The sequence below is a fragment of the Microvirga solisilvae genome, from assembly GCF_022808595.1.
GTDB classification, from domain to species: Bacteria; Pseudomonadota; Alphaproteobacteria; order Rhizobiales; family Beijerinckiaceae; genus Microvirga; species Microvirga solisilvae.
Window position 1 is genome coordinate 329,019 of sequence record NZ_JAKUCN010000003.1, and the last position, 21,354, is coordinate 350,372.

General features: G+C 61.9%; 21 protein-coding genes. 9 read left to right on the plus strand and 12 right to left on the minus strand.

Going from position 1 to position 21,354, the window contains the following annotated elements:
- Positions 1 to 6 precede the first annotated feature (6 nt).
- Positions 7 to 441 carry an acyl-CoA thioesterase gene (locus MJ639_RS08865; protein ID WP_243370449.1) on the plus strand — a complete coding sequence of 145 codons (435 nt, stop codon included), beginning with the start codon at positions 7 to 9 and terminating at the stop codon, positions 439 to 441.
- Here MJ639_RS08865 and MJ639_RS08870 read toward each other — a convergent pair.
- The gene (locus MJ639_RS08870) at positions 425 to 1,342 is read right to left on the minus strand and encodes a DMT family transporter (protein WP_243370450.1); all 918 of its coding nucleotides are present in this window, start codon (positions 1,340 to 1,342) and stop codon (positions 425 to 427) included. The two genes, MJ639_RS08865 and MJ639_RS08870, sit on opposite strands and share 17 nt — an antisense overlap.
- Positions 1,343 to 1,351: 9 nt before the next feature.
- Positions 1,352 to 1,765 carry an 8-oxo-dGTP diphosphatase MutT gene (gene mutT / locus MJ639_RS08875; RefSeq protein ID WP_243370451.1) on the minus strand — a complete coding sequence of 138 codons (414 nt, stop codon included), beginning with the start codon at positions 1,763 to 1,765 and terminating at the stop codon, positions 1,352 to 1,354.
- Positions 1,766 to 1,884: 119 nt separating this feature from the next.
- Between mutT and MJ639_RS08880 the strand changes: the two genes are divergently transcribed.
- Positions 1,885 to 2,259 (plus strand): hypothetical protein, encoded by a 375-nt coding sequence (locus tag MJ639_RS08880; protein WP_243370452.1) that lies wholly within the window; start codon positions 1,885 to 1,887, stop codon positions 2,257 to 2,259.
- Positions 2,260 to 2,346: 87 nt separating this feature from the next.
- Here the strand turns inward: MJ639_RS08880 and MJ639_RS08885 are convergent, their stop codons facing one another.
- A complete protein-coding gene (locus MJ639_RS08885) occupies positions 2,347 to 2,616 on the minus strand; it encodes a hypothetical protein (RefSeq protein WP_243370453.1) in 270 nt (89 codons plus the stop codon).
- 479 nt (positions 2,617 to 3,095) lie between these two features.
- On the opposite strand from MJ639_RS08885, the gene MJ639_RS08890 reads away from it, so the two are divergent.
- A complete protein-coding gene (locus tag MJ639_RS08890) occupies positions 3,096 to 3,806 on the plus strand; it encodes a hypothetical protein (protein ID WP_243370454.1) in 711 nt (236 codons plus the stop codon).
- A 176-nt stretch (positions 3,807 to 3,982) separates the two neighbouring features.
- Here MJ639_RS08890 and argJ read toward each other — a convergent pair whose 3' ends face one another.
- Positions 3,983 to 5,224: a bifunctional glutamate N-acetyltransferase/amino-acid acetyltransferase ArgJ gene (gene argJ, locus MJ639_RS08895; RefSeq protein ID WP_243370456.1), complete on the minus strand. Its 1,242-nt coding sequence runs from the start codon at positions 5,222 to 5,224 to the stop codon at positions 3,983 to 3,985.
- A gap of 168 nt (positions 5,225 to 5,392) precedes the next feature.
- Here argJ and MJ639_RS08900 point away from each other — a divergent pair, with 168 nt between their 5' ends.
- Positions 5,393 to 5,605 carry a hypothetical protein gene (locus MJ639_RS08900; RefSeq protein WP_243370458.1) on the plus strand — a complete coding sequence of 71 codons (213 nt, stop codon included), beginning with the start codon at positions 5,393 to 5,395 and terminating at the stop codon, positions 5,603 to 5,605.
- Positions 5,606 to 5,648: 43 nt separating this feature from the next.
- On the opposite strand, the gene MJ639_RS08905 is transcribed toward MJ639_RS08900, so the two are convergent.
- A complete protein-coding gene (locus tag MJ639_RS08905; RefSeq protein WP_243370459.1) occupies positions 5,649 to 7,016 on the minus strand; it encodes a calcium-binding protein in 1,368 nt (455 codons plus the stop codon).
- A gap of 303 nt (positions 7,017 to 7,319) precedes the next feature.
- Entirely contained in the window at positions 7,320 to 8,225 is a 906-nt protein-coding gene (locus tag MJ639_RS08910; protein WP_243370461.1) for a peptidylprolyl isomerase, read from the minus strand.
- Positions 8,226 to 8,480: 255 nt separating this feature from the next.
- On the opposite strand from MJ639_RS08910, the gene secA reads away from it, so the two are divergent.
- Together secA and MJ639_RS08920 are read left to right on the plus strand one after the other, a co-directional pair.
- On the plus strand, positions 8,481 to 11,276 hold the full coding sequence (gene secA / locus MJ639_RS08915; protein WP_243370463.1) for a preprotein translocase subunit SecA: 2,796 nt from the start codon (positions 8,481 to 8,483) through the stop codon (positions 11,274 to 11,276).
- A gap of 162 nt (positions 11,277 to 11,438) precedes the next feature.
- Positions 11,439 to 12,212 carry an NYN domain-containing protein gene (locus tag MJ639_RS08920; protein ID WP_243370465.1) on the plus strand — a complete coding sequence of 258 codons (774 nt, stop codon included), beginning with the start codon at positions 11,439 to 11,441 and terminating at the stop codon, positions 12,210 to 12,212.
- Between the two features lie 79 nt (positions 12,213 to 12,291).
- Here MJ639_RS08920 and MJ639_RS08925 read toward each other — a convergent pair whose 3' ends face one another.
- The 3 genes from MJ639_RS08925 to MJ639_RS08935 form a co-directional block, all read right to left on the minus strand.
- Complete coding sequence (locus MJ639_RS08925; protein WP_243370467.1) at positions 12,292 to 13,560, minus strand: L,D-transpeptidase family protein; 1,269 nt, start codon at positions 13,558 to 13,560, stop codon at positions 12,292 to 12,294.
- A 253-nt stretch (positions 13,561 to 13,813) separates the two neighbouring features.
- Positions 13,814 to 14,767: an acetyl-CoA carboxylase carboxyltransferase subunit alpha gene (locus MJ639_RS08930; RefSeq protein WP_243370469.1), complete on the minus strand. Its 954-nt coding sequence runs from the start codon at positions 14,765 to 14,767 to the stop codon at positions 13,814 to 13,816.
- A gap of 125 nt (positions 14,768 to 14,892) precedes the next feature.
- Positions 14,893 to 15,636 (minus strand): methyltransferase domain-containing protein, encoded by a 744-nt coding sequence (locus MJ639_RS08935; protein WP_243370471.1) that lies wholly within the window; start codon positions 15,634 to 15,636, stop codon positions 14,893 to 14,895.
- Positions 15,637 to 15,754: 118 nt separating this feature from the next.
- Between MJ639_RS08935 and gloB the strand changes: the two genes are divergently transcribed.
- Entirely contained in the window at positions 15,755 to 16,522 is a 768-nt protein-coding gene (gloB, locus tag MJ639_RS08940) for a hydroxyacylglutathione hydrolase (RefSeq protein ID WP_243370473.1), read from the plus strand.
- Positions 16,523 to 16,551: 29 nt separating this feature from the next.
- Positions 16,552 to 17,310, plus strand: coding sequence for a GNAT family N-acetyltransferase (locus MJ639_RS08945; RefSeq protein WP_243370475.1), 759 nt, complete (start codon positions 16,552 to 16,554; stop codon positions 17,308 to 17,310).
- Here the strand turns inward: MJ639_RS08945 and yddG are convergent.
- From yddG to MJ639_RS08960, 3 genes are all read right to left on the minus strand, one after another.
- Positions 17,288 to 18,163: an aromatic amino acid exporter YddG gene (yddG, locus tag MJ639_RS08950; protein WP_243370477.1), complete on the minus strand. Its 876-nt coding sequence runs from the start codon at positions 18,161 to 18,163 to the stop codon at positions 17,288 to 17,290. The two genes, MJ639_RS08945 and yddG, sit on opposite strands and share 23 nt — an antisense overlap.
- Before the next feature lie 131 nt (positions 18,164 to 18,294).
- The gene (gene phbB / locus MJ639_RS08955) at positions 18,295 to 19,020 is read right to left on the minus strand and encodes an acetoacetyl-CoA reductase (protein ID WP_243370478.1); all 726 of its coding nucleotides are present in this window, start codon (positions 19,018 to 19,020) and stop codon (positions 18,295 to 18,297) included.
- Between the two features lie 367 nt (positions 19,021 to 19,387).
- A complete protein-coding gene (locus tag MJ639_RS08960) occupies positions 19,388 to 20,566 on the minus strand; it encodes an acetyl-CoA C-acetyltransferase (protein ID WP_243370479.1) in 1,179 nt (392 codons plus the stop codon).
- A gap of 215 nt (positions 20,567 to 20,781) precedes the next feature.
- Between MJ639_RS08960 and phaR the strand changes: the two genes are divergently transcribed.
- The gene (phaR, locus tag MJ639_RS08965; RefSeq protein WP_243370481.1) at positions 20,782 to 21,354 is read left to right on the plus strand and encodes a polyhydroxyalkanoate synthesis repressor PhaR; all 573 of its coding nucleotides are present in this window, start codon (positions 20,782 to 20,784) and stop codon (positions 21,352 to 21,354) included.

Sequence of the window (21,354 nt, forward strand, 5' to 3'; positions counted from 1 at the left end):
CGCCCCATGTCAGAACGTCCCGCGCGGCTCTCCCGCTCCGCCTTCAAGCTCTTTCGCCCCATCGCCACGCGATGGATGGACAACGATGTCTACGGGCACGTGAACAACGTGCATTACTATTCCTACTTCGACAGCGCGGTGAACGGCTGGCTCGTCGAGGAAGGGTTGCTCGACATCGCGAGAAGTCCCGTGATCGGCCTCGTGGTGGAAACCGGCTGCACCTATTTCGAGAGCGTCGCCTTCCCTGACAGGTTGGAGGCAGGCATCGCGGTTGCTCATCTAGGCCGCTCGTCGGTGCGCTATCGGATCGGTATCTTCAAGGAAGGTGCGGAGTTGGCGGCGGCGCAGGGCCACTTCGTCCATGTGCATGTGGAGCGCGAGAGCCAGCGCCCCGTGGATATTCCCGACAAAACCCGCGAGACGCTTAAACGGTTCGCTTGAGCTTTCCGCTGAAGGATACGAGCGCAACGCCGGACAATACCACCGCGCCGCCGAGAAGCTCGCGCAAGCCCACGCTTTCGTTCAGGAACAGAACCGCGAGCAGGATCGTCCAGACCGGCGCGAGATAGCCGACCATCGAGGCGCGCGTTGGGCCCGTGCGGCGGATCATGTACATGAACAGCAGGATCGGCAAAGCGGTCGACATGGCGCCGAGCGCAAGCAACGGCGCGATGTGCGAAGGCACGGGCGCATAAGCCGAGGGTCCGGCAATGGCGAGCGCCAGCACCGTCGCGGCGGAGCCGGAGCCGATCTGCTGGCCCAAGGCCATGCGCCCCGGATCCACGTTCCTGACCGTGCGCACATAGACATTCGCGGCCGCGTAGCTGCAGGCCGTGAGCACCATGGCGAGAATGCCGGTGAGATTGATGCCGCTGTCGGGAAGCGCTGCGGGCCCGATGAGAATGCCCATGCCGATAAAGCCGACGAGAACGCCGAACAGGCGCTGCGGCGTCAGGCGTTCTTCTGCGAACATCATGTGCGACACCAGAGCGACAATGAGCGGGGAGGAAGCCTGGATCATCGCCGCCGGCGCGGTAGCGATCTGTGAGAGCGCATAGGCGACCAGCACATTCGGCAGCCAGCCGTTGAAGGTGCCGAGAAACGCCCAGACCTTGAGTTCGTGCTTCTGGGGCAGAACGCTCTTGCCCTGCAGCATGAACCAGGCGGCAAGCGTCGCGCCGCCAATCACGCCGCGCATGGAAGCCATGACGAAGGGGTGGAGATTGCCGCTCAACTTCACGAACAGAAAGGCGCTGCCCCACAGAAACGAGCAGATCAGAAGATTCGACAGGACGAAGGCTGGCGTCGGAGCAGCCATCGCTCCGGCAGGTTGGGCGGACATCGGTGGCTCTTAAGAAGCGAGAAGATCGACGAGGAAGGGAATCAGCGGCTCGTCCGCCGGCGGCATGGGATATTGGCGCAGCTCCTGCGGCCTTACCCATTTGAGAGCCTGCCCCTCCATGGATTGCACGAAGCCTTCCCAGCGGCGGCAGATATAGAGCGGCATGAGAAGGTGGAAGCTCTCGTAGCCGTAGCTCGCGAAGGTGAGTGGCGCGAGGCATGGCTCCTTCACGGTGATGCCGAGCTCTTCGCGCAGCTCGCGGATCAGCGTTTCTTCAGGCCGCTCACCGGGCTCCACCTTGCCGCCGGGAAACTCCCACAAGCCCGCCAGCTGTTTTCCTTCCGGACGCTGCGCCAGAAGGATCCGGTTGTCCGTGTCGACGAGGGCAACGGCAACGACGAGGGTGAGCTTGAGAGGGGACACGCAGGATCTCCAGGGCGAGAACAACCTTTCATCACAGGTGGGATTGCAACTCAATCGGCACGTGGACAAGGAAAAAAGCGCAATGTAACTTAATTAAGTTGCATAAGGTGCTACCTGCCATGTCCAAACTCACCTCCCTTGCCCTGGTCGTCGGCTTTACTGCCTGCTCAGCTGCATTCAATTCAGCCTCTGCCTGCTCGGCGGAATCGGTCTATCTGCATTCGGCCCGCTTCGAGACCGAAGGAAAAATGACGGTCAGTGCCGGCAAGGGCTGCGTCTTCAACATCAATGGCATTCCTGGTGCGCTGGAGGATGTGCAGATCGTCCAAAAGCCCAAATTCGGCCAAGCCGGCGTTCAGAACTTCAAGCCCTTTTACAGGGCCAAGCCCGGCTATGCGGGCCAGGACGAGTTCGCCTACGCGTTCATCGGCAAGGACCAATACGGCGGGGAGATGCGCATCGTGATTAAGCGCAAGGTGACGGTCATTCCGTAACGATTCAGCTGAATCGTCAGTCCGCTTGGGGCTGGCGATTCGCACGTTACCGACCACAAAGTGCCGGCAGCACACGATTTTTGAAAGTCAGGGAAGCGTGACGCTTCCGCCCGTTCCCGTGCCGCCGGTTGCCGTTCCGCCTGCCGATTGTGCGGACGATGTGCCTTGGACGGAGACTTTCGTCTTGACCCCGTGGGCTCCTATTCCCAGAGCGACGCCTGCGCCCGCGCCTTGAAGGAACGACGTCACAGGCGCTTGGGCAAATCCTGCTGCAATAGGAACATAACGGCCCGGTCGCTCCTCGAAGAGAACCACGTTCGTCGGCGGCGTAATGCCGTCGCCCGGGGTTGAGATCATGGCGACTCGCTGACGTGTCGAGAGAGCTGTTTCGCGCACTGTCATAGTGTTGCACGCACTGGTGATAAGACAAACAACGCAAGCGGTTACAACCTGTGATATCGCTCTTGTCTTGTTTGGCATGACGACGTTTCCAAGCAATCGGATACAGCATAACCAAGGCCGCAAGGCAGGGCATCTGCCCTACTTGGGTAGTGAGTAGCCCTTTCGGATATCGGCAGATCTGAAAATATTGACAGGACAATTTTCAAAGTATTTAGCCAAGTTAGACAATAATAATTTCAAAGTAAGAATATTTGATCAGCTTTTTCTTGCGCAACAAGAAGGTTTGGAATAGGCCATACGCAGCCGAGCAAGAACACGCCTCGGCCAATTCCACCTATGAGGGTGGCTAAACTTTCCAAGCATGGGGCTAATTTGCATCCGGAAGCTGTCGGCAGCAGGGTTTCCTGTTGCCTAAGCTCTCAGGGAGAAACGCCATGACCTTGTCCAAGATCTCATGTTACGCGTTGGTAGCCGCGTTTGTGGCCGGTAGCTCGACAATTGCGTTGGCTCAGGCAACCGGAGGTGGATCTGCGCGCGGTGGTGATGCCACGAGCGGCAGCGCCACAGGTGGTAGCGCGTCCGTCGGAGGTGGCGGCGGCTCGGCTACGGGTGGAACCGCAACAAGCGGCGACGCCACGGGCGGAACCGGTAGCGCCAGCGGTGGCGGTGGCGGCTCTGCTACGGGTGGCAATGCGACCAGCGGCTCTGCGACAGGCGGCAATGCCAGTGTCGGCGGCACCGGCGGCGGCACTGCGACCGGTGGCGGCGCGACTAGCGGCGCGGCGACCGGAGGCGCGGCGACGGTTGGTGGTGACGGCGGCGGCACCGCGACAGGCGGCAGCGCTGTCAGCGGCGCAGCGACCGGCGGCAGCGCCAATGTCGGCGGTGGCGCAGGCGGCGAGGCGATCGGCGGTACCGCCGCGAGTGGAGGCGCCTTCGGCGGTAATGCGGATGTAACCGGCTCCACCGGTGGCACAGCTGTCGGCGGCGGCGGCACGAGCGGTGCTGCTCTTGGCGGCGGCGCGACCATCGGCGGTGGCGGAACAGATGGCGGTGGCGGCGGGACAGATGGCGGCACCACCAGCACTCTTTCCGTCAGGGACAATGCCTGGGGCTGTGCTGATGGTTCGGGAAGCTGCCGTTAATTCAAGCGCACGATCCGCTGCCTGACATGCGGACGTTTTGAGCGACAAGGCCCAACTCGGTGAACTGCGCCGGGTTGGGCCGATCCATTCTCATCTCACTTTCCTCCACCCGCGAGCGCGTTAAGCACGTGAGGTGGAGGCAGCAAGATGCTCCAGAGATTGGCCTCAGGAACGTGTCAGCTGCGATAGTCGCCGTTGATCTCCACATAGGCCTTGGTGAGATCGCAGGTCCACACCGTGGCCTCGCCGCGACCAAGGCCCAGATCGACGCGGATCGTGATCTCGTCGCCCTTCATGTAGGTGGAGGTTTTCGCCTCGCTGTATTCCGGATCGCGTGCGCCCTTCACGGCCACGCGAATATCGCCGAACCAGATCGCGAGCTTGTCGCGTTCAGCCGGTTCGCCTGCCTTGCCGACCGCCATCACCACGCGGCCCCAATTCGCATCCTCACCGGCGACGGCCGTTTTCACAAGCGGTGAATTGGCGATCGCCATCGCGATGCGCTTGGCGGAGACCGCGCCGGTTGCGCCTGTCACCTTCACCGTCACGAACTTGCGCGCGCCTTCGCCGTCGCGAGCCACCTGCCGCGCGAGATCGCAGAGCAGGCTCTCCAGCGCCGCGCGGAATTCCTTGAGACGGCGGTCGCTCGGGAGCGAGATCGCAGGTGCGCCGCGCTCCGCGGCAGCGCCGGTGGCGAAGAACAACAGCGTGTCGGAGGTGGAAGTGTCGCTGTCCACGGTCACGCAGTTGAAGCTCTTGTCGGCGCCCTTCTTCAGTAGTGCCTGCAGCACGGGAGCGGCAATGGGCGCATCCGTGAAGATGAAGGAAAGCATCGTCGCCATGTCGGGAGCGATCATGCCCGCGCCCTTGGCGATCCCGTTGATGGTCACCTCGACGCCGCCGATGGTGGCTTTTCGCGTCGCCACTTTCGGGAAGGTGTCGGTGGTCATGATGGCTTTGGCCGCATCGACCCAGGCGGAGGGCTTCGCCTTCTTCTCGCATGCTTCCAGCACGCCCTGAAACTTCGTGGCGTCGAGCGGCTCGCCGATCACGCCGGTGGAGGCGATGAATACCTGCGAAGCGCGGCAGCCCGCAGCTTCCGCCGCGATCTCGGCGGTGAGCTTCACCGCTTCCGCGCCCTTCTTGCCGGTGAAGGCATTGGCATTGCCGGAATTCACCACCAGCGCGCGGGCTGTGCCCTTGGCAAGATTCTTGCGGCACCAATCGACGGGAGCCGAGGGGCACTTGGAGCGCGTGAACACGCCCGCCACCGTCGTCTCCTTGGGGAGCGTTACATAGAGCACGTCCGTTCGGTTCTTGTATCGGATGCCGGCTTCCGCGGTCGCGAGCCTTACGCCGTCGATGGCGGGAAGGGTCGGATATGTCTTGGGCGCAAGCGGAGACACGGTTTTGGACATGCTGTTTCAGTCTCGAAGGTGGGCGATGGAATACCGTTTAGGAAAGGGGACCTGTGGTTTTTTAACGCTTCTTGTCAAGTCAAAGCTGCGCAAAGCCAGACTGCAAAAGGCAAGGAACGCCGTTCATGCGTCCTCGTTGACACGATCCGATTGCAATGGAGGCCTTCCATGACAGCCAAGCATCCCAAGACCAAGCCGGATGAGCGTCCGCGCAGCGATCTCAGCGTCGATCCGGGAATCGGACGCTCCAAGGGTTCGCTCATGACCGGTGAGGACCCGCGCGATCTCGACGGCGGTTCGACCTTCCAGGGTGACGTGGAGAACCAAACCAACCGCCAGGGCGGCGTCGATCCGAACCGCATCGGCCGAACAAACAAGTGAGTGGCAGGAGAGGGCGGTATAAGCCGCCCTCTCCGAAAGATCGTCAGACGATAAACAGGTGGTCCGCCCTGAGGGCTGTTTCAGGGTCCAGCATTGCGAAGACGACAGCACTGTATGTGCTGCCCGTTCCATCCCTGTCGAAGGCCAATGCGCCGGTCGATGTGTTGTACACGATGCGGTCCGTCGCATCTTGAGCCTTCGTGCCATAGCAGAATTGTTCGGCGGACAGCTGACCCGTGCCGAGGCCGAAGATTGCAGCCGACAGCCAGATTCGATCCTCGGCGATGTTGAACTCTACGATATCGTCGGCTTGTCCGGCGACAGGCGCCACGTCGAACCAGAACGTATCCTGTCCTCCATTGCCGACGAGGTAATCCTGGCCCGCGCCGCCGGAGATAACTTCGTTCTTCGCGCCACCGATGATCGTGTCGGCACCGTCGCCGCCGAAGATGGCAGCGAATTTTTGACTGTAATTAGCAGAATGCTGGCCGAGGGCTCCATCGAACATATCGTTGCCCGCGCCGAGTTGAACATCGCCGTAGATCGTGCCGGTGTTGGTGATGGTGTCGTGGCCCGATCCCATATTGATGGAGCCGCGGATTTCACCCCTGTTGACGATCTCATCGTTTCCCAAACCGAGATCGATGTTGCCGCGGATCAAGCCCTTTTCGAAAGGCGTTCCGGCACGTCCGGGGTTGTTCCAAATCGTGTCGTGCGAAAGGCCTGTCACCTGGATGGCGTAGCTGCCGCCATAGGCATATCCTTCGATAAGGCCTCCTCTGTTGTTGATCATGTTGGTGCCGCCGCCACCACTCGTCATGTAGATCGCGGCGCCGTTGTTGCCCCAGTTCCCGATATGGCTTTCGTTGGTGATGACGTTGTTGCCGCCCATGATGCGCAGGGCATGATTCTCCCCGTCGATCAATCCGCTGTTGTGCACTGTGTTGCCGCCGGCGCTGAAATACACACCTGTTTTGCCATTCGTGATGGCGCCGTCGTTGATCAGGTGAGTCATGCCTCCGCTGTAGATCCCCCCACGTCCGATGATGACGCCATTCTCAGAGCCCGAACGAATGAGGCCGTCATTGACGATGGTATTCGAGGAACCCTCAAGATAGAGGACATAGCTTTTCAGGCTGGCGACCGTGAAATGTCTTCCGATGTCGACGGAGATCCGGTCTCCCGTGCCGATGAAGGTGTTGCCGATCGAAGAGACCAAGCTTGGTGAAAAGAACTCCGCGATCAAACCAAGCTTGCTGTTGCCGCTCAAGACCGCAACCGACGAGTTGGCGGCTTGCACATCGAGCCACACCCCAGGCGCGACCCAGAGAGTGTCTCCGGGGAGGAGGTTATACATCGTCGTGTAGTCGTCGAGCAGTACTCTGCTTCGATCTGCAACATACTCAGTCATGCCGGAACCTTTCGTGTTGAAATGGCGCGGCTGAAGCTAAGTTTGCGGAAATATTACATCAATGCGGGCAAGGCTTATGTGTTCGGCTCAGAAGTAATAGTTCTAAAATATTACGTAACGTAAGCTGCTGATTTTCATAGCGAAATCTCTCGAAAGCGAGAGATTGCACTTAAGTTCAATGTGGTGCTCAGAAATATGACAAGCCTCCTTACGAGAAGCCTCCATGCCTTCACAAGCGTCACGGCAATGGAAAAAGGGCGGCAAAAGCCGCCCTGAATCCAATCTTACGAGCAATGATAGCCCTTACGGCTGCTTCTGCTCGACCAGGTTGCCCTTGTCGTCGAGCTTCTCGATTTTGGCGTCCTTGCGCAGGCTCACGATAAGATCCTGCTGCGCCTTGCGGCCGAGATAGGCCTCGACCTGATCCTTGGTCTCCTCGAAGCTCGGGGCAGGCTTAGTGCGCTTCTCCTCGACCTTAATCACGTGCCAGCCGAACTGGCTCTTCACGGGATCGGAGATCTGGCCGGGCTCGAGCTTGAAGGCCGCCTCGGCGAAAGGCTCGACCATGCGGTCCTTGGTGAAGAAACCGAGATCGCCGCCATCGGTCTTGGAACCGGGGTCCTTGGAGACCTCGCCGGCGACCTTGGCGAAATCCTCGCCGCCCTTCACGCGGGCCGCGATCTTCTTGGCATCCTCCTCGCCGTCCACAAGGATGTGGCGGGCGCGCACTTCCTGCTCGGCCGGAATGCTCTTGATGGTCTCGTCATAGAGCTTGCGGGCGGCCTCGGGGGTCACGGCCTTCTTGGCGGTCTGGTCGAGGTATTCGTCGAGCAGGGTCTTGTCCCGGTTATAGGCGAGCTTGCGGGCGAATTCCGCGCTGCTGCCGGCCTTGGCGGCCTCGGCAGCCTTAGCCCCGAGCTTCAGGTCGATCAGGTAGCCGGTCAGCATCTCGCGCTTCTGCTCATCGGGCACGTTCGGCATCTGCAGGGCCGGGTCCTCAGCGGCGATGGCGAGGTCGCCTTCCGTGATCTCGACGCCATTCACCCGGGCGACCACCTTGGCGGGGTCGACGGCGGGGACAGCGGCCGGCGAGGTAGCGGGGGCCGAGGCGGGGGGCGTCTGGGCCAGGGCCTGGCCCATCAGGGGCAGGGCGGCGCCAAGGGTCACAAGGCTAGCGAGAAGGGTTGTACGAACCGAGATAGGGGGCATGAATGATCCTCTGGTGGGCCAATCGAGCCCACGGACAGCAGGGATGAGATGGCCCAACGTGTTTACGTTTGCAAGCGATGGCATATTTATGCCACAGCATCCCGCGCAGCTTGGCCTTATTTAAGGCCGGCTTGCGGACGTTAAGCCTGCGGCCATTGAGGCGTAGGCTTTAAGATGCGCTCCCGCATGATTAGGTCTATAAGGCGGCCTCAAAGCCCCTTATCTCCTGAATTCTGGAATTTTCGAAGGCTCTCGATGTTCGGTTCTCTCGCGAAGAAAATCTTTGGCTCGGTCAACGATCGTCGGCTGAAGTCCTATCGGCCCAAGGTCGCGGCTATCAACGCGCTCGAGCCCGAGCTGGAGGCCCTCTCCGACGATCAGCTGCGTGCCCGTACGGAAGAGTTCAAGGCCCAGCTTAGCCAGGGCAAGACCCTGGACGACATCCTGGTCCCCGCCTTCGCCACGGTCCGCGAGGCGGCCAAGCGCACCCTCGGCCAACGCCATTTCGACGTGCAGCTCATCGGCGGCATGGTGCTTCACGAGGGCTCCATCGCCGAGATGCGCACCGGTGAAGGCAAGACCCTCGTCGCAACTCTGCCGGTCTATCTGAATGCGCTCTCCGGCAAGGGCGTTCACGTGGTGACGGTGAACGACTACCTCGCCAAGCGCGACTCCGAGTGGATGGGCCAGATCTACCGCTTCCTTGGTCTTTCCGTCGGCGTGATCGTTCACGGCCTCGACGATGCCGAGCGCGCGCAGGCCTATGCCGCCGACATCACCTACGGCACCAATAACGAGTACGGCTTCGATTATCTGCGCGACAACATGAAGTACGAGATGGCGCAGATGGTCCAGCGCGGGCACAACTTCGCCATCGTGGACGAGGTGGACTCGATCCTCGTCGACGAGGCGCGCACGCCGCTCATCATCTCCGGTCCGCTCGATGATCGTTCCGATCTCTACAACGCCATCGACAAGGTGCTTCCGCGCATCGACAAGAGCGATTACGAGCTCGACGAGAAGCAACGCTCGGTCGCTCTCACCGAAGACGGCACCGAGAAGATGGAAGTGCTTCTGCGTGAGGCTGGCCTCCTGACGGAAGGCGATCTCTACGACGCGCAGAACGCCACTCTCGTGCACCACATGAACCAGGCGCTTCGCGCGCACACCCTGTTCCAGCGCGACAAGGACTACATCGTCCGCAACGGCGAGGTGGTGATCATCGACGAGTTCACCGGCCGCATGATGCCGGGCCGCCGTTATTCGGAAGGCCTGCACCAGGCGCTGGAAGCCAAGGAGCACGTGCAGGTTCAGCCTGAGAACCAGACGCTCGCTTCCATTACCTTCCAGAACTATTTCCGTCTCTACGACAAGCTCGGCGGCATGACCGGTACGGCGGCCACCGAGGCCGACGAATTTCTCGAGATCTACAATCTCGAAGTGGTCGAGATTCCGACGAACCGTCCCGTCTCCCGTATCGACGACGACGATGAGGTCTATCGTACGGTCGAGGAGCGCTACCAGGCCGTGATCCGCGACATCGCGGAATCTTCCGCCAAGGGACAGCCGATCCTGGTCGGCACCACTTCCATCGAGAAGTCGGAGATGCTCGCCGACCTTCTCGTGAAGGAAGGCTACAAGCTCATCGACTTCGAGAACCCGCAGGCGCTGGAGCCACTTTACAAGGACGCGCGCGCCGGACGCGGCACAAAGCACTTCGCGGTGCTGAACGCCCGCTTCCACGAGCAGGAAGCCTTCATCGTCGCCCAGGCGGGCGTGCCGGGCGCGATCACGATCGCCACCAACATGGCCGGTCGCGGCACCGACATTCAGCTCGGCGGTAACGCCAAGATGCGCATCGAGCGCGAACTTGTCGGCGTCGAGGGCGAGGAGCGTGCGCGCCGCGAGAAGGAAATTCTCGACGAGGTTGCGGCCTTCAAGGAACGTGCGCTCGCATCCGGCGGTCTCTACGTGCTCGGCACCGAGCGTCACGAGTCCCGCCGCATCGACAACCAGCTCCGCGGCCGTTCGGGCCGCCAGGGCGATCCGGGCCGCTCCAAGTTCTACCTGTCTCTGCAAGATGATCTGATGCGTATCTTCGGCTCCGAGCGCATGGACGGCATGCTGCAGAAGCTCGGCCTGAAGGAAGGCGAGGCCATCATTCATCCGTGGATCAACAAGGCCATCGAGCGTGCGCAGGCGAAGGTCGAGGCGCGCAACTTCGACATCCGCAAGAACATCCTGAAATACGACAACGTCATGAACGACCAGCGCAAGGTCGTGTTCGAGCAGCGCAAAGAATTCATGGCGGAAGAGAGCGTGCGTGACACCATCGACGACATGCGTCACGGCGTGATCGAAGACATGGTCGCCCGCGCGATCCCTGAGAACGCCTATGCCGAGCAATGGGACGTTCAGGGCCTGAAAGACAACGTCGCCAACTTCCTCAATCTCGATTTGCCGATTGAGGAATGGGCGAAGGAAGAAGGCATTGCGGATGATGAGATCCGCGAGCGCATCACCAAGGCGGCCGACGAAGCTTACGCGCAGCGCGTGGAAGCCAATTCCGCGGAAGTGATGAACTACGTGGAGAAGCAGGTTCTGCTGCAGAGCCTCGATCATCTCTGGCGCGAACACCTCGTGACCCTCGACCATTTGCGTCAGGTCATCGGCTGGCGCGGCCTCGCGCAGCGCGATCCGCTCAACGAGTACAAGTCGGAAGCCTTCGAGCTGTTCAACACCCTCGTCGGCCATCTGCGCGAGCAGGTGACGGGTCAGCTCATGCGCATCCAGGTGGTGTTCCAGCAGCCTGAGGCTCAGACGCTCCCGCCCATGTTCCCGCAGCATCTCGATCCCGCCACCGGCGAGAACGAGTTCGACTTGGCCCAAGGCGCAGCTGCAGGATATGCCGCAACCAACGTCAACCCTGACACGGGCGCTCCGCGCGATCCGAACGACCCCTCGTCCTGGGGCCGGGTGAGCCGCAACGAGCCGTGCCCCTGCGGTTCGGGCAAGAAGTTCAAGCACTGCCACGGCCAGTTCGTGGCGTAAGGCGAAGAGCTAGAGACGATGTAAAAAGCCCGCCGATCTGGCGGGCTTTTTGCTGCGATGGCGCTTCAGCTGAGTCAGGACCTTTTCAGGGTCGTTGAATGACAAGCGCTCCGATTTGGCTTAACTGTTTGCATTGTAAGCTCGGAGTTGCTCGGGAAGATCATGGCGCAAGATACTCGCTTATCTCGTCTCGCTGTTCTCATAGATGCCGATAATGCGTCAGCGAAGATCGCAGGAAAACTTTTCGAAGAGATCGCGAAAATCGGAGAGGCTAGCGTGCGCCGCATATACGGCGACTTCTCGAGCAAGCGCCTGCAATCCTGGGCCGATATTCTTGCGCATCATGCCATTATCCCTCAGCAGCAATTCACCAATGTTGCCGGCAAGAATGCATCTGACATCGCCTTGGTGATCGATGCGATGGATCTCCTGCACAGCGGGCGATTCGATGGCTTCTGTCTTGTATCGTCAGACAGCGACTTCACCCGCCTAGCGTCCCGCATTAGAGAACAAGGCGTAGATGTTTACGGGTTCGGTGAGCAGAAGACACCGGAGAGTTTCCGGAAAGCCTGTCGGCGTTTCATCTACACCGAGAACCTTCTTTTACCAGAGGCTCCCGCGCTAGAAGGGGGAATTATGAAAGCTGCAGGGGCGTTGCGCCCCCCTAGCGCTGCAATCCCTCTTATCCAGAAGGCTCTCTCTCATATAGACAGCGAGGAAGGCTGGGTTGCCCTTGGAGCCGTAGGCCAGCAATTGCTCAGTACGGCAACCGATTTTGATCCCCGCACATATGGCTATCGCAAGCTAAGCGATCTCGTGCGGAAGACCGGTGCCTTTGAGCTTTTTCAACCTGATACGGGTGGATTGCGGATTCGCTCGAAAAGTCAGGTGTCGAAAGCGCCGCAACCAAAAAAGAAGGTCCCGGTAAAGGCATAGCATTTGCCGCTGCATGTGCATTTTCAACAAAAAGCCCGCCGAACTGGCGGGCTTTTTGCATTTGGTTGTCTCGCGTAGCTCAGTCTCGAACCTGAGCCACCTTCACGCCCTTGGAAGCCTCGGCACGCTTCTGCGGCACGGGCTTTGCCGGGGTCTTCGCGGCGGGAGCCGTGACCGGTGCGACTTGCGCCGTTTCGGCGGCAGGCTGCGCGGGCGAGGTGCTGAAGAGGTCCGTCACGTTGCTGAACATCTTCTTGTAGAAGGGCGTCTCGTCGGAGCCTGCAGCGGGGGCGACTGCCTCAGGCTGCGCGGCGGCCAGGGCCTTCGGCTGCGGAGCCTCGGCAGGCACTTCCTTCATGGAGGCGAAGGCCAGTGCTGTCGACGGGGCTTCGATCTTCTCGCGGCCGCTGTCGTCGAGCGCGATCTGCTGCGGGCCGGAGGAGAGGCCTTCGGTGCGGCTGATGTAGCCGAGCTTGCTGTCGGTCACGCCGGAGGCGTTGGCGAGAGCCGTGCGGAAGGATTCGTGCGTGTCGCCGTCGTGATAGACGAGCTTGACCGGCTTAGTGCCCTTGGCGACGAGTTCGGCCACTTCCTGCTCGTCCTCGGCGCGCTTCTGCGAAACGGCCGCCATGACGCTTGAATCCCCGTTGAACAGGTAGCGTCCGCCTGCGACGGAGACGGGCACTTCTTCCTTCGTCACTTCGAAGGTGTCGGCGCCTTCCTTGAGGTTCTTCCAGAAGGCGATGTTCTGATCGAGGCGGTGCTTGGCCAGGTTCTGGGCCGTCATCCGGAACGGATAGGACTGGAACTGGAAAGCGCGCTGGCCGCTGGCGAAGGCCTCGCGGGCGATGGAATAGATCTCGGCGACGTTCTGGTCCGTCATGGCGAAGCAGCCGCGCGAGGAGCACGAGCCATGGACCATGATGTCGCCGCCGTTACGGCCGAGCGAACGGTCGAAGGCGTTCGGATAGCCGGTATCGAACGAGAGATAGAAATTCGAGTTCGGGTTCATCTGCGCCGGGGTGACCGTGTAGAAGCCCTCCGGCACCTGGCGGTCGCCTTCGCGGGTCTTCGGGCCGAGCTGACCGGACCAGCGGCAGATGGGATAGGTCTTGAGCAGGGCGTATTTGCCGTTCGAGCCGCGCTTCCAGATCTCCAGCTCCGATTCCTTCTTATAGGCTCGGATCAGGATCGGATCGTCCTTCGACATGCCCTTCGAAGACATGAGGGCCATGGCGGCTGGCGGAATCGGCTGAAGGTGGCGCGTGGAGCCTTGGGAAAGATTGCCGTCCTGGCAGGCAGCAAGCGCGAGCGTCAGGCTCGCGGCCATAACAATACGCTTCAACATGGGGGACCCCGCGTTCTGTGATCTGCCGGCATGATTGCCTGACAGTTCCCCTTAACCCTTAAATCGTTAGCCTTAACTGGCCCTTACTGCAAGCGGGGCCTTGATGTTGGCGTGGTTAACAAAAGGTAAATTACCCTTGGGGAAGCATATTTTGCTGGGCTTATCCTCCCGCAAAAAACTTCGGTAAGCCGCCCAAAAGAAGAAGGGCCGCGCTCTGGAGAGGCGGCCCTTGCTTGAAGACTTGCGGGCAAGCTCAGAGCTTGCGGCCGATATTGAGGAACTTCTCGGCGCGGTGATCGCGGATTTCCGCGGGGCCCATATTGCCGAGATCGTGGAGAGCCTCCTCGATGGCGTTGCCAGCGGCCTGGATGGCGGCCTTCGGGTCCCGGTGAGCGCCGCCCACGGGCTCCGTGACGATGCCGTCAATGATGCCCAGCCGCAGGAGATCCTGTGCGGTGATCTTCATGTTGGTGGCGGCGTCCTGGGCGCGCGCCGAGTCGCGCCAGAGGATCGAGGCCGCGCCTTCCGGCGAGATCACGCTGTAGATGGCGTGCTCCATCATCAGCACCTTGTTGGCGGTGGCGATCGCGATCGCGCCGCCCGAGCCGCCTTCGCCGATGACGAGGGAGACGTTCGGAACGCCAAGCGCCAGCTGGGCCTCGGTGGAGCGGGCGATGGCCTCGGCCTGGCCGCGCTCTTCCGCCTCGATGCCCGGATAGGCGCCGGCGGTGTCGACAAAGGAGATCACCGGTAGGTTGAAGCGGTCAGCCATCTCCATCAGGCGCACGGCCTTGCGGTAACCCTCGGGGCGCGCCATGCCGAAATTGTGCCGGATGCGGCTTTCCGTGTTGTGGCCCTTCTCCTGGCCCAGCACGCAGACGGGCTGGCCCCGGAAACGGCCGAAGCCAGTAAGGATCGCCTCGTCGTCGGCGAACTTGCGGTCGCCGGAGAGAGGCGTGAACTCGGTAATGAGGCCTGCGCAGTAATCCACGAAATGCGGCCGCTGCGGATGGCGCGCGACCAGGGTCTTCTGCCAGGGCGTGAGCTTGGAATAGAGGTCCTTGAGGGCGTCAGCCGCCTTGGCCTCCAGGCGCGAGACATCGTCCGAGATGGACACGGCATTGCCGTTCTCGCCCAGGGCCCGGAGCTCTTCGACCTTCGCCTCAAGCTCGGCGACGGGCTTTTCGAAATCGAGATAACTGCGCATCAGACTCTAATGGAAATGTAAGGCGGCATGAGGCTGTGGGCCTCGGCCGGAGCGGGCGGACACTGGCGATTCAGGGCCCCCAAGTCAAGTTGAGCCCTGTCTTACTCCCCTGAATCCCGGCGAAATCAAGGAATATCGCCCATCCGCGTGGCAGGTGCCGGTACGAAAACCGGGGCTGCGCGGCGTGCGCGGCGCACCGCGACAGCGGTGCCGGGACGGTAGAGCTGCTTGGTCGCCTCGACGATATGAAGGCCCGCGAAGGGCAGGGAGAAGCTGGAGCCCAGGCTCTCCCAGGCCGCAGCGGTGCTGAGCACCACACGGCTGGTGAGAGGCGGCACGTAGAGGGTCTCGGCCCATCCTTCCGGCGAGAACCAGGTTTGCCGCATCAAGCTTTTGAGCTGCGAGCGGCTATAGGGCTGGCCGTATCCGAAGGGAGTCGTGTCCATGCGCGCCCACAGGCCGCGCCGGTTGGGGGCGACCATGATGATGCGCCCGCCCGGCGTCAGGATGCGCCAGATCTCGTGCAGCAGCTCGCTCGGGCTTTCCACCGTCTCCAGGGCATGGACCACGAGCACCCGGTCGATGGAGGCTTCCGGCAGAGGCATCATCAGCGGATCGACGAGGGCCGAAGCCGAGGCCCCGGTGCTCGGCCAGTTCACCACGCCCTGGCTTGCGGGCATGAAGGCGATGGTCCGCTCACATTCGTTGCGAACCCGCGCGAGATAGGGCGGCGCATAGCCGAGGCCGAGCACGCGCAGGCCCGTCAACGGGCCCCAGAAACGGTCGATGGCCCGGCCCACATAGCGGCGCGTCACGGCCCCGAGGGGGCTCGCATAGAAGCTGCGCAGGTCGGTGATGTCGATGCTCATGCCTTGCTAATGTGCCTTTCGATACCTGCGGACAACGCATGGCGATGCAGCGCGGGGTCTGGTTTCGTGCCTTTACTGTTCCATGATAGCTCGAAGCGCATCAAGCCAGGGGTCATCGATGTCAGCCCAGATTCATGCTTTTCTCTGCCTGCAGGACAATATCGGCGTTCTGATCCATGATCCCAAGACCGGCGCGTGCGCCGCCATCGACGCGCCGGAAGAAGGGCCGATCCTCTCAGCCCTCGCCGAGAAGGGCTGGACGCTCACGGATATTCTCGTCACCCATCGCCACAGCGATCACGTGCAGGCGGTCGAGGCTTTGAAGGCGCGCACCGGCTGTCGGGTCGTTGCGCCGGCCAAGGCGCGCGAGGCGGTGCCCTCCGCCGATCTGTGGGTGCGCGAGGGCGATGGCGTGCTGGTGGGCAGCCTCGAAGCGCGTGTGTTCGAAACGCCGGGTCATTGCTCCGATCACGTGTCGTATTGGTTCGAGCAGGATGGCGTGCTGTTTGCAGGCGACACGCTCTTCACTCTCGGCTGCGGACGCATGTTCGAGGGCTCTTACGCGGATTTCTGGAAGACGCTGCAGCGTCTCGCCGCTTTGCCCGACAACACGCAAGTGTATTGCGGGCACGATTACACGCTCTCGAATGCGCGCTTCGCGCTCGCCGCCGATCCCGACAATGCCGCGCTGAAGAAGCGTGCGCAGGAGGCTGAGCAGGCGAAGGCCGAGGGACGTTTCATCGTGCCCACGACCATCGGTGAGGAGAAGGCCACCAATCCTTTCCTGCGCGCCGGGGAGCCTGCGCTCGCAAAAACCGTTCATAAGGAAGGAGCCTCACCTGAGGAGGTCTTCCAATCCTTGCGGGAATGGAAGAACAAATTCTGATGAAGCAAGCGGCAGGAGCGGCGCGTCCCATGAACGATCACAGCCTCATCGTCGGGCTCGAAAGCAGGCTCGTGAATGCCTGGCCGTCCTTCGACTATCAGATTTATGACGGCTGGATCCTGCGTCTCGCCAACGGCTATTCCAAGCGCGCCAATTCCGCGACGCCCTTCATGCCGAATGCTTCGCTGGATGAAGAACTCATCGATTACATGATCGCGCGCTTCGTCGAGGCGAATGTGCGGCCCACCTTCCGGCTCAACGGGCTGGAAGCGCCGGATGTGGACGAGCGTCTCGCGCTGCGTGGCTTCAAGGAGGTCGAGCCGACGCATGTACTCCTGGCGTCGATCAAGGCGGGCGATTGTGAGGTCGATCCCGAGATCACTCTCGAGCCGCAAGTGTCCAAGCGCTGGGTGCGCGAGGCGGCAGCCTCTTACGGCGGCGACAAAGCCGACGATGCGACCTTGATGCAGATCGTCTCACGCATTCGCCCGCAGGCGGCGTTCGCCACGCTCAACCTCGATGAGAAGCCGGTGGCCTGGGGTCTCGGCGTTGTGGAGCGCGGCTATGTCGGGCTCTATGACATCGTGGTCGCGCCCGATCTGCGCGGCATTGGTCTCGGTCGCCGCGTCGTCTCCAGCCTCATGGCTTGGGGCTGCCAGCAGGGCGCGCACAGCGCCTATCTTCAGGTGCGCGAGGAAAACGAAGTCGCGCACGCGCTCTACAAGACGCTAGGCTATGAGACGGCCTATCGCTACACGCACCGGGTCATGCCCGGGCGGTCCGCTTAGGCGTTAAGGTCGCGACCAGCGCGCCTGCCACGATGAGGCTGCACGACAGCGCGAGCGTCAACGTCGGCTCCGCATAGCCCGCAACAACGAGCAGCAGCGTCGAGAGCACGGGCGTCGCGTAGGATGCGACGCCGAGCAGGCGAATGTCGCCGCGCTTCATGCCGATGTCCCACACATAGAACGCCGCGCCGACAGGACCGAGACCCAGGGCGAGAACGGAGAGCCATTGCGTCGTGTTCTCCGGCCACACACTGGTCTCGAAGGCGAAGTGGCAGATCCAGCTCAACAGGGATGTCATAAGACAGAAGCCCGCCACCGCATCGGTGGGCACCTGGCCGAAGCGGCGCGAGAGAACCGAATATGCGCCCCACACGAAAGCGGCAACGAACGCGCAAAGATAGCCCGGCAAATATTCCGTGCGCGCATCGAGCGCGCCGCGTCCGGCAATCAGCACGATCACGCCCGCAAATCCGAGAAGCGCACCGACAAGATGCGCACGGCGCAGATGCTCGCCCGGCAGCAGCGAGGAAAACAGCACGATGAGCAGCGGCCAAAGATAGTTGATGAGCCCCGATTCCGCTGGGGGCGCCCAGCGCAAAGCCGCGAAGTAAAGCGCGTGATAGCCGAACAGCCCGCCAATACCGAGCGCCCAGACAACGGGTTTCTGTTTCAGCGCCTTGATGCCCTGAGGTCTCGCAACCCAGCTTCCGACACCGACGAGGCCGCCGACGAGAAAGCACATGGCGTTGAGCTGGAACGGAGGGATCGTGCCCGTGGCCGCCGTGAATAGGGCAAGCGAGGACCAGAGCAGGATGGCGATGAGGCCGATGGTGGTGGCGGTGCGAGTCGTCATGATGACCGCCACCTAGCACGTCATCCCGGAAGAAGCGAAGCGCATATCCGGGATCGCGCGCAGATTATAGCGCCAAGAACGGTTGGCGATCCCGGATCACGGCTGAAGCCGTGTCCGGGATGACGTTAACGTCACGCCATGTACTGCCCACCGTTGAGGCTCAGGGTCGAGCCTGTGACGAAGCCCGCATCGTCGCCGGCGAGGAACAGCACGCCGCGTGCGATTTCCTCCGCCTCGCCGAGACGGCCCACGGGGATGAGCGGCAGGATCTTGGATTTCAGCACCTCTTCCGGAACGGCCTTCACCATTTCGGTGGCGATGTAGCCCGGTGCGATCACGTTGACGGTGACGCCCTTGTTCGCATTCTCGAGGGCCAGCGCCTTGGCGAAGCCGACCACGCCCGCTTTTGCTGCGGAGTAGTTCGCCTGGCCCATCTGGCCCTTCTGGCCGTTGATGGAGGAGATGATGATGATGCGCCCGAAGCCGCGCTCGCGCATGCCCTCGATCACGGGGCGCGTGCAGGTGAACATGGAATCGAGATTGGTGCGCATGACGGCGGACCATTGGTCGAACGTCATCTTGTGGAACATGCCGTCGCGGGTGATGCCCGCGTTGTTGACCAGCACGTCGACGGGGCCGAGTTCCGCTTCCACCGCGCGGATGCCGGCCTCGGCGGAGGCAGCGTCGGACACATCGAATTTGAAGACGGGGATTCCCGTTTCGGCCTTGAAGCCGTTCGCCGCCTCGTCGTTGCCTGCGTAATTCGCGGCAACCTTGTATCCGGCCTGCTTCAGGGCCGTCGAGATCGCGGCACCGATGCCGCGGGTGCCTCCGGTGACCAATGCAACGCGCGCCATAGAATTTCCTTCCCTCAAGCGTTTCCCAAGCGGATCTCTGGTGGACCCGTTCGTGAGGCGGAGCGCCGTTGGCCGGCAACTTCCAATCCCAGCTTATTACATGTGGCGCGGCTGGAAAGGGTGTAGTCCCGTTATTGTGCTTAAACCCTTTGGCTTAAAGAAAACGGCTTGCATCACGAAAGATGCAAGCCGTCATCGATGTCGTCCAATGGCCTCAACACAGCCTCATCCTGAGGAGCGAGCTTGCTCGCGTCTCGAAGGACGAGGCGTCACCAGCGCCCTCTGGACCCTCCTTCGAGACGCCGCTGACGCGGCTCCTCAGGATGAGGAGGAGTCTCTATCGAACGTTTTTAGCGCTCCAGGCAATTTATCTTTCAAGGCACATGGCGACGCCCATGCCGCCGCCGATGCAGAGGGTGGCGAGACCCTTCTTAGCATTGCGGCGGCCCATCTCGTGCAGCAGGGTCACGAGAACGCGCGCGCCGGATGCGCCGATCGGATGGCCGATGGCGATGGCGCCGCCGTTCACGTTCACGATGGACGGATCCCAGCCCATGTCCTTGTTCACGGCAAGCGCCTGGGCGGCGAAGGCTTCATTGGCCTCCACGAGCTCAAGATCGGACACTTTCCAGCCGGCCTTCTCCAGCGCCTTGCGCGAAGACGGGATCGGGCCTGTGCCCATGATCGCCGGATCGACGCCGGCGGTCGCCCAGGAGGCGATGCGGGCAAGCGGCGTGAGACCGCGCTTCTGTGCTTCCGACTCGGTCATCAGCACGAGAGCTGCGGCACCATCATTGATGCCCGAGGCGTTGCCGGCCGTCACCGTGCCGTCCTTCGAGAAGGCGGGCTTGAGCTTGGCGAGCGCGTCGACGGTCGTGCCGGCGCGGATGTACTCGTCCTGATCGACGACGATGTCGCCCTTGCGGGTGGAAATCGTCACCGCCGTGATCTCGTCCTTGAAGCGGCCTTCCTTCTGGGCGGCCTCGGCCTTGTTCTGCGAGGCGGTGGCGAACTGATCCTGCTCCTCGCGGGTCAGCTGCCAGCGCTGGGCCACGTTCTCGGCGGTGTTGCCCATGTGGTAGCCGTTGAAGGCATCCATCAGGCCGTCTTTGAGCATCGTGTCGGCGAGCTTGAAATCGCCCATCTTGGTGCCGGAGCGCATGTAGGCGGCGTGCGGGGCAAGCGACATGGATTCCTGGCCACCGGCCACGATGATGCGGGCATCGCCGTTGGCGATCTGCTGCATACCGATGGCGACGGTGCGCAGGCCCGAGCCGCAGAGCTGGTTGAGGCCCCAGGCGGTCTTTTCCTGCGGCACGCCAGCGGCCATGGCGGCCTGACGGGCCGGGTTCTGGCCCTGGGCCGCGGTGAGGATCTGGCCGAGGATCACCTCGTCGACCTCTTCGCCGCTCACCTTGGCGCGCTCGAGGGCCGCCTTGATGGCCACTGCACCCAGCTCGTGGGCCGGGGTGTTGGCGAAGGCGCCGTTGAAGGAGCCGACCGGCGTGCGCGCGGCGCCGACGATGACGATGCTGTCCTGGGCCATTCCTGTCTCCTGTGACTTCTTGCTGTTCAATATAGTGCTGGTGCGATGAAAGCCCCAGTCCGTGCGATGTCAAGAACAGGATAAAGCAAGTCAGGCATGCATCCCTTAGACTTTTGGCGCTTTGCTCGTGGGGCATAAGGCTTATAATCATGGGAGGCCGCAGACATCCCGCCGGGATCCGAAGGTCATTGGTTTTCAGGAGCGTATCGGGCGAAATGGCGACGGAAAAACAGCCGACGATCATCAAGAAATATGCCAACCGCCGCCTCTATCACACCGGCACCTCGGCTTATGTGACACTGGAAGATCTGGCCGGCATGGTGCGCGGCGGCGAGGATTTCGTGGTCTATGATGCGAAGTCCGGCGAGGACATCACCCGCAGCGTCCTGACCCAGATCATCTTCGAGCAGGAGAACAAGGAAGGGCAAAACCTTCTGCCTGTGACCGTGCTCCGCCAGCTCATCCGCTTCTACGGCGACAGCATGCAGGCACTGGTGCCGAGCTATCTCGAGTTCTCCATGAACAACCTCTCCCAGGAGCAGCAGAAGCTCAGGGAGCAGATGACCACTGCATTTGGTTCCGGAGCCTTCCAGGCCATGGAGGAGCAGGTGCGCAAGAACATGAGCTTCTTCACGGAAGCCATGCGCATGTTCTCGCCCTTTCCCAATGGCAGCCCCGGCGGCGCCGCGCCGCAAGGCCCGCAGGCGGAGGAGCCCAGCGATCTCGACGCGCTGAAGCGCCAGATGGCCGACATGCAGGCCAAGCTCGACAAGCTCGCGGGGAAATAG

Bases quoted from the DNA above. Each gene is read 5' to 3' on its own strand.
- MJ639_RS08865 (WP_243370449.1), top strand. From the start codon at position 7: ATGTCAGAACGTCCCGCGCGGCTCTCCCGCTCCGCCTTCAAGCTCTTT.
- MJ639_RS08870 (WP_243370450.1), bottom strand. From the start codon at position 1,342: ATGTCCGCCCAACCTGCCGGAGCGATGGCTGCTCCGACGCCAGCCTTC.
- MJ639_RS08880 (WP_243370452.1), top strand. From the start codon at position 1,885: ATGTCCAAACTCACCTCCCTTGCCCTGGTCGTCGGCTTTACTGCCTGC.
- MJ639_RS08885 (WP_243370453.1), bottom strand. From the start codon at position 2,616: ATGATCTCAACCCCGGGCGACGGCATTACGCCGCCGACGAACGTGGTT.
- MJ639_RS08890 (WP_243370454.1), top strand. From the start codon at position 3,096: ATGACCTTGTCCAAGATCTCATGTTACGCGTTGGTAGCCGCGTTTGTG.
- argJ (WP_243370456.1), bottom strand. From the start codon at position 5,224: ATGTCCAAAACCGTGTCTCCGCTTGCGCCCAAGACATATCCGACCCTT.
- MJ639_RS08900 (WP_243370458.1), top strand. From the start codon at position 5,393: ATGACAGCCAAGCATCCCAAGACCAAGCCGGATGAGCGTCCGCGCAGC.
- MJ639_RS08905 (WP_243370459.1), bottom strand. From the start codon at position 7,016: ATGACTGAGTATGTTGCAGATCGAAGCAGAGTACTGCTCGACGACTAC.
- MJ639_RS08910 (WP_243370461.1), bottom strand. From the start codon at position 8,225: ATGCCCCCTATCTCGGTTCGTACAACCCTTCTCGCTAGCCTTGTGACC.
- secA (WP_243370463.1), top strand. From the start codon at position 8,481: ATGTTCGGTTCTCTCGCGAAGAAAATCTTTGGCTCGGTCAACGATCGT.
- MJ639_RS08920 (WP_243370465.1), top strand. From the start codon at position 11,439: ATGGCGCAAGATACTCGCTTATCTCGTCTCGCTGTTCTCATAGATGCC.
- MJ639_RS08925 (WP_243370467.1), bottom strand. From the start codon at position 13,560: ATGTTGAAGCGTATTGTTATGGCCGCGAGCCTGACGCTCGCGCTTGCT.
- MJ639_RS08930 (WP_243370469.1), bottom strand. From the start codon at position 14,767: ATGCGCAGTTATCTCGATTTCGAAAAGCCCGTCGCCGAGCTTGAGGCG.
- MJ639_RS08935 (WP_243370471.1), bottom strand. From the start codon at position 15,636: ATGAGCATCGACATCACCGACCTGCGCAGCTTCTATGCGAGCCCCCTC.
- gloB (WP_243370473.1), top strand. From the start codon at position 15,755: ATGTCAGCCCAGATTCATGCTTTTCTCTGCCTGCAGGACAATATCGGC.
- MJ639_RS08945 (WP_243370475.1), top strand. From the start codon at position 16,552: ATGAACGATCACAGCCTCATCGTCGGGCTCGAAAGCAGGCTCGTGAAT.
- yddG (WP_243370477.1), bottom strand. From the start codon at position 18,163: ATGACGACTCGCACCGCCACCACCATCGGCCTCATCGCCATCCTGCTC.
- phbB (WP_243370478.1), bottom strand. From the start codon at position 19,020: ATGGCGCGCGTTGCATTGGTCACCGGAGGCACCCGCGGCATCGGTGCC.
- MJ639_RS08960 (WP_243370479.1), bottom strand. From the start codon at position 20,566: ATGGCCCAGGACAGCATCGTCATCGTCGGCGCCGCGCGCACGCCGGTC.
- phaR (WP_243370481.1), top strand. From the start codon at position 20,782: ATGGCGACGGAAAAACAGCCGACGATCATCAAGAAATATGCCAACCGC.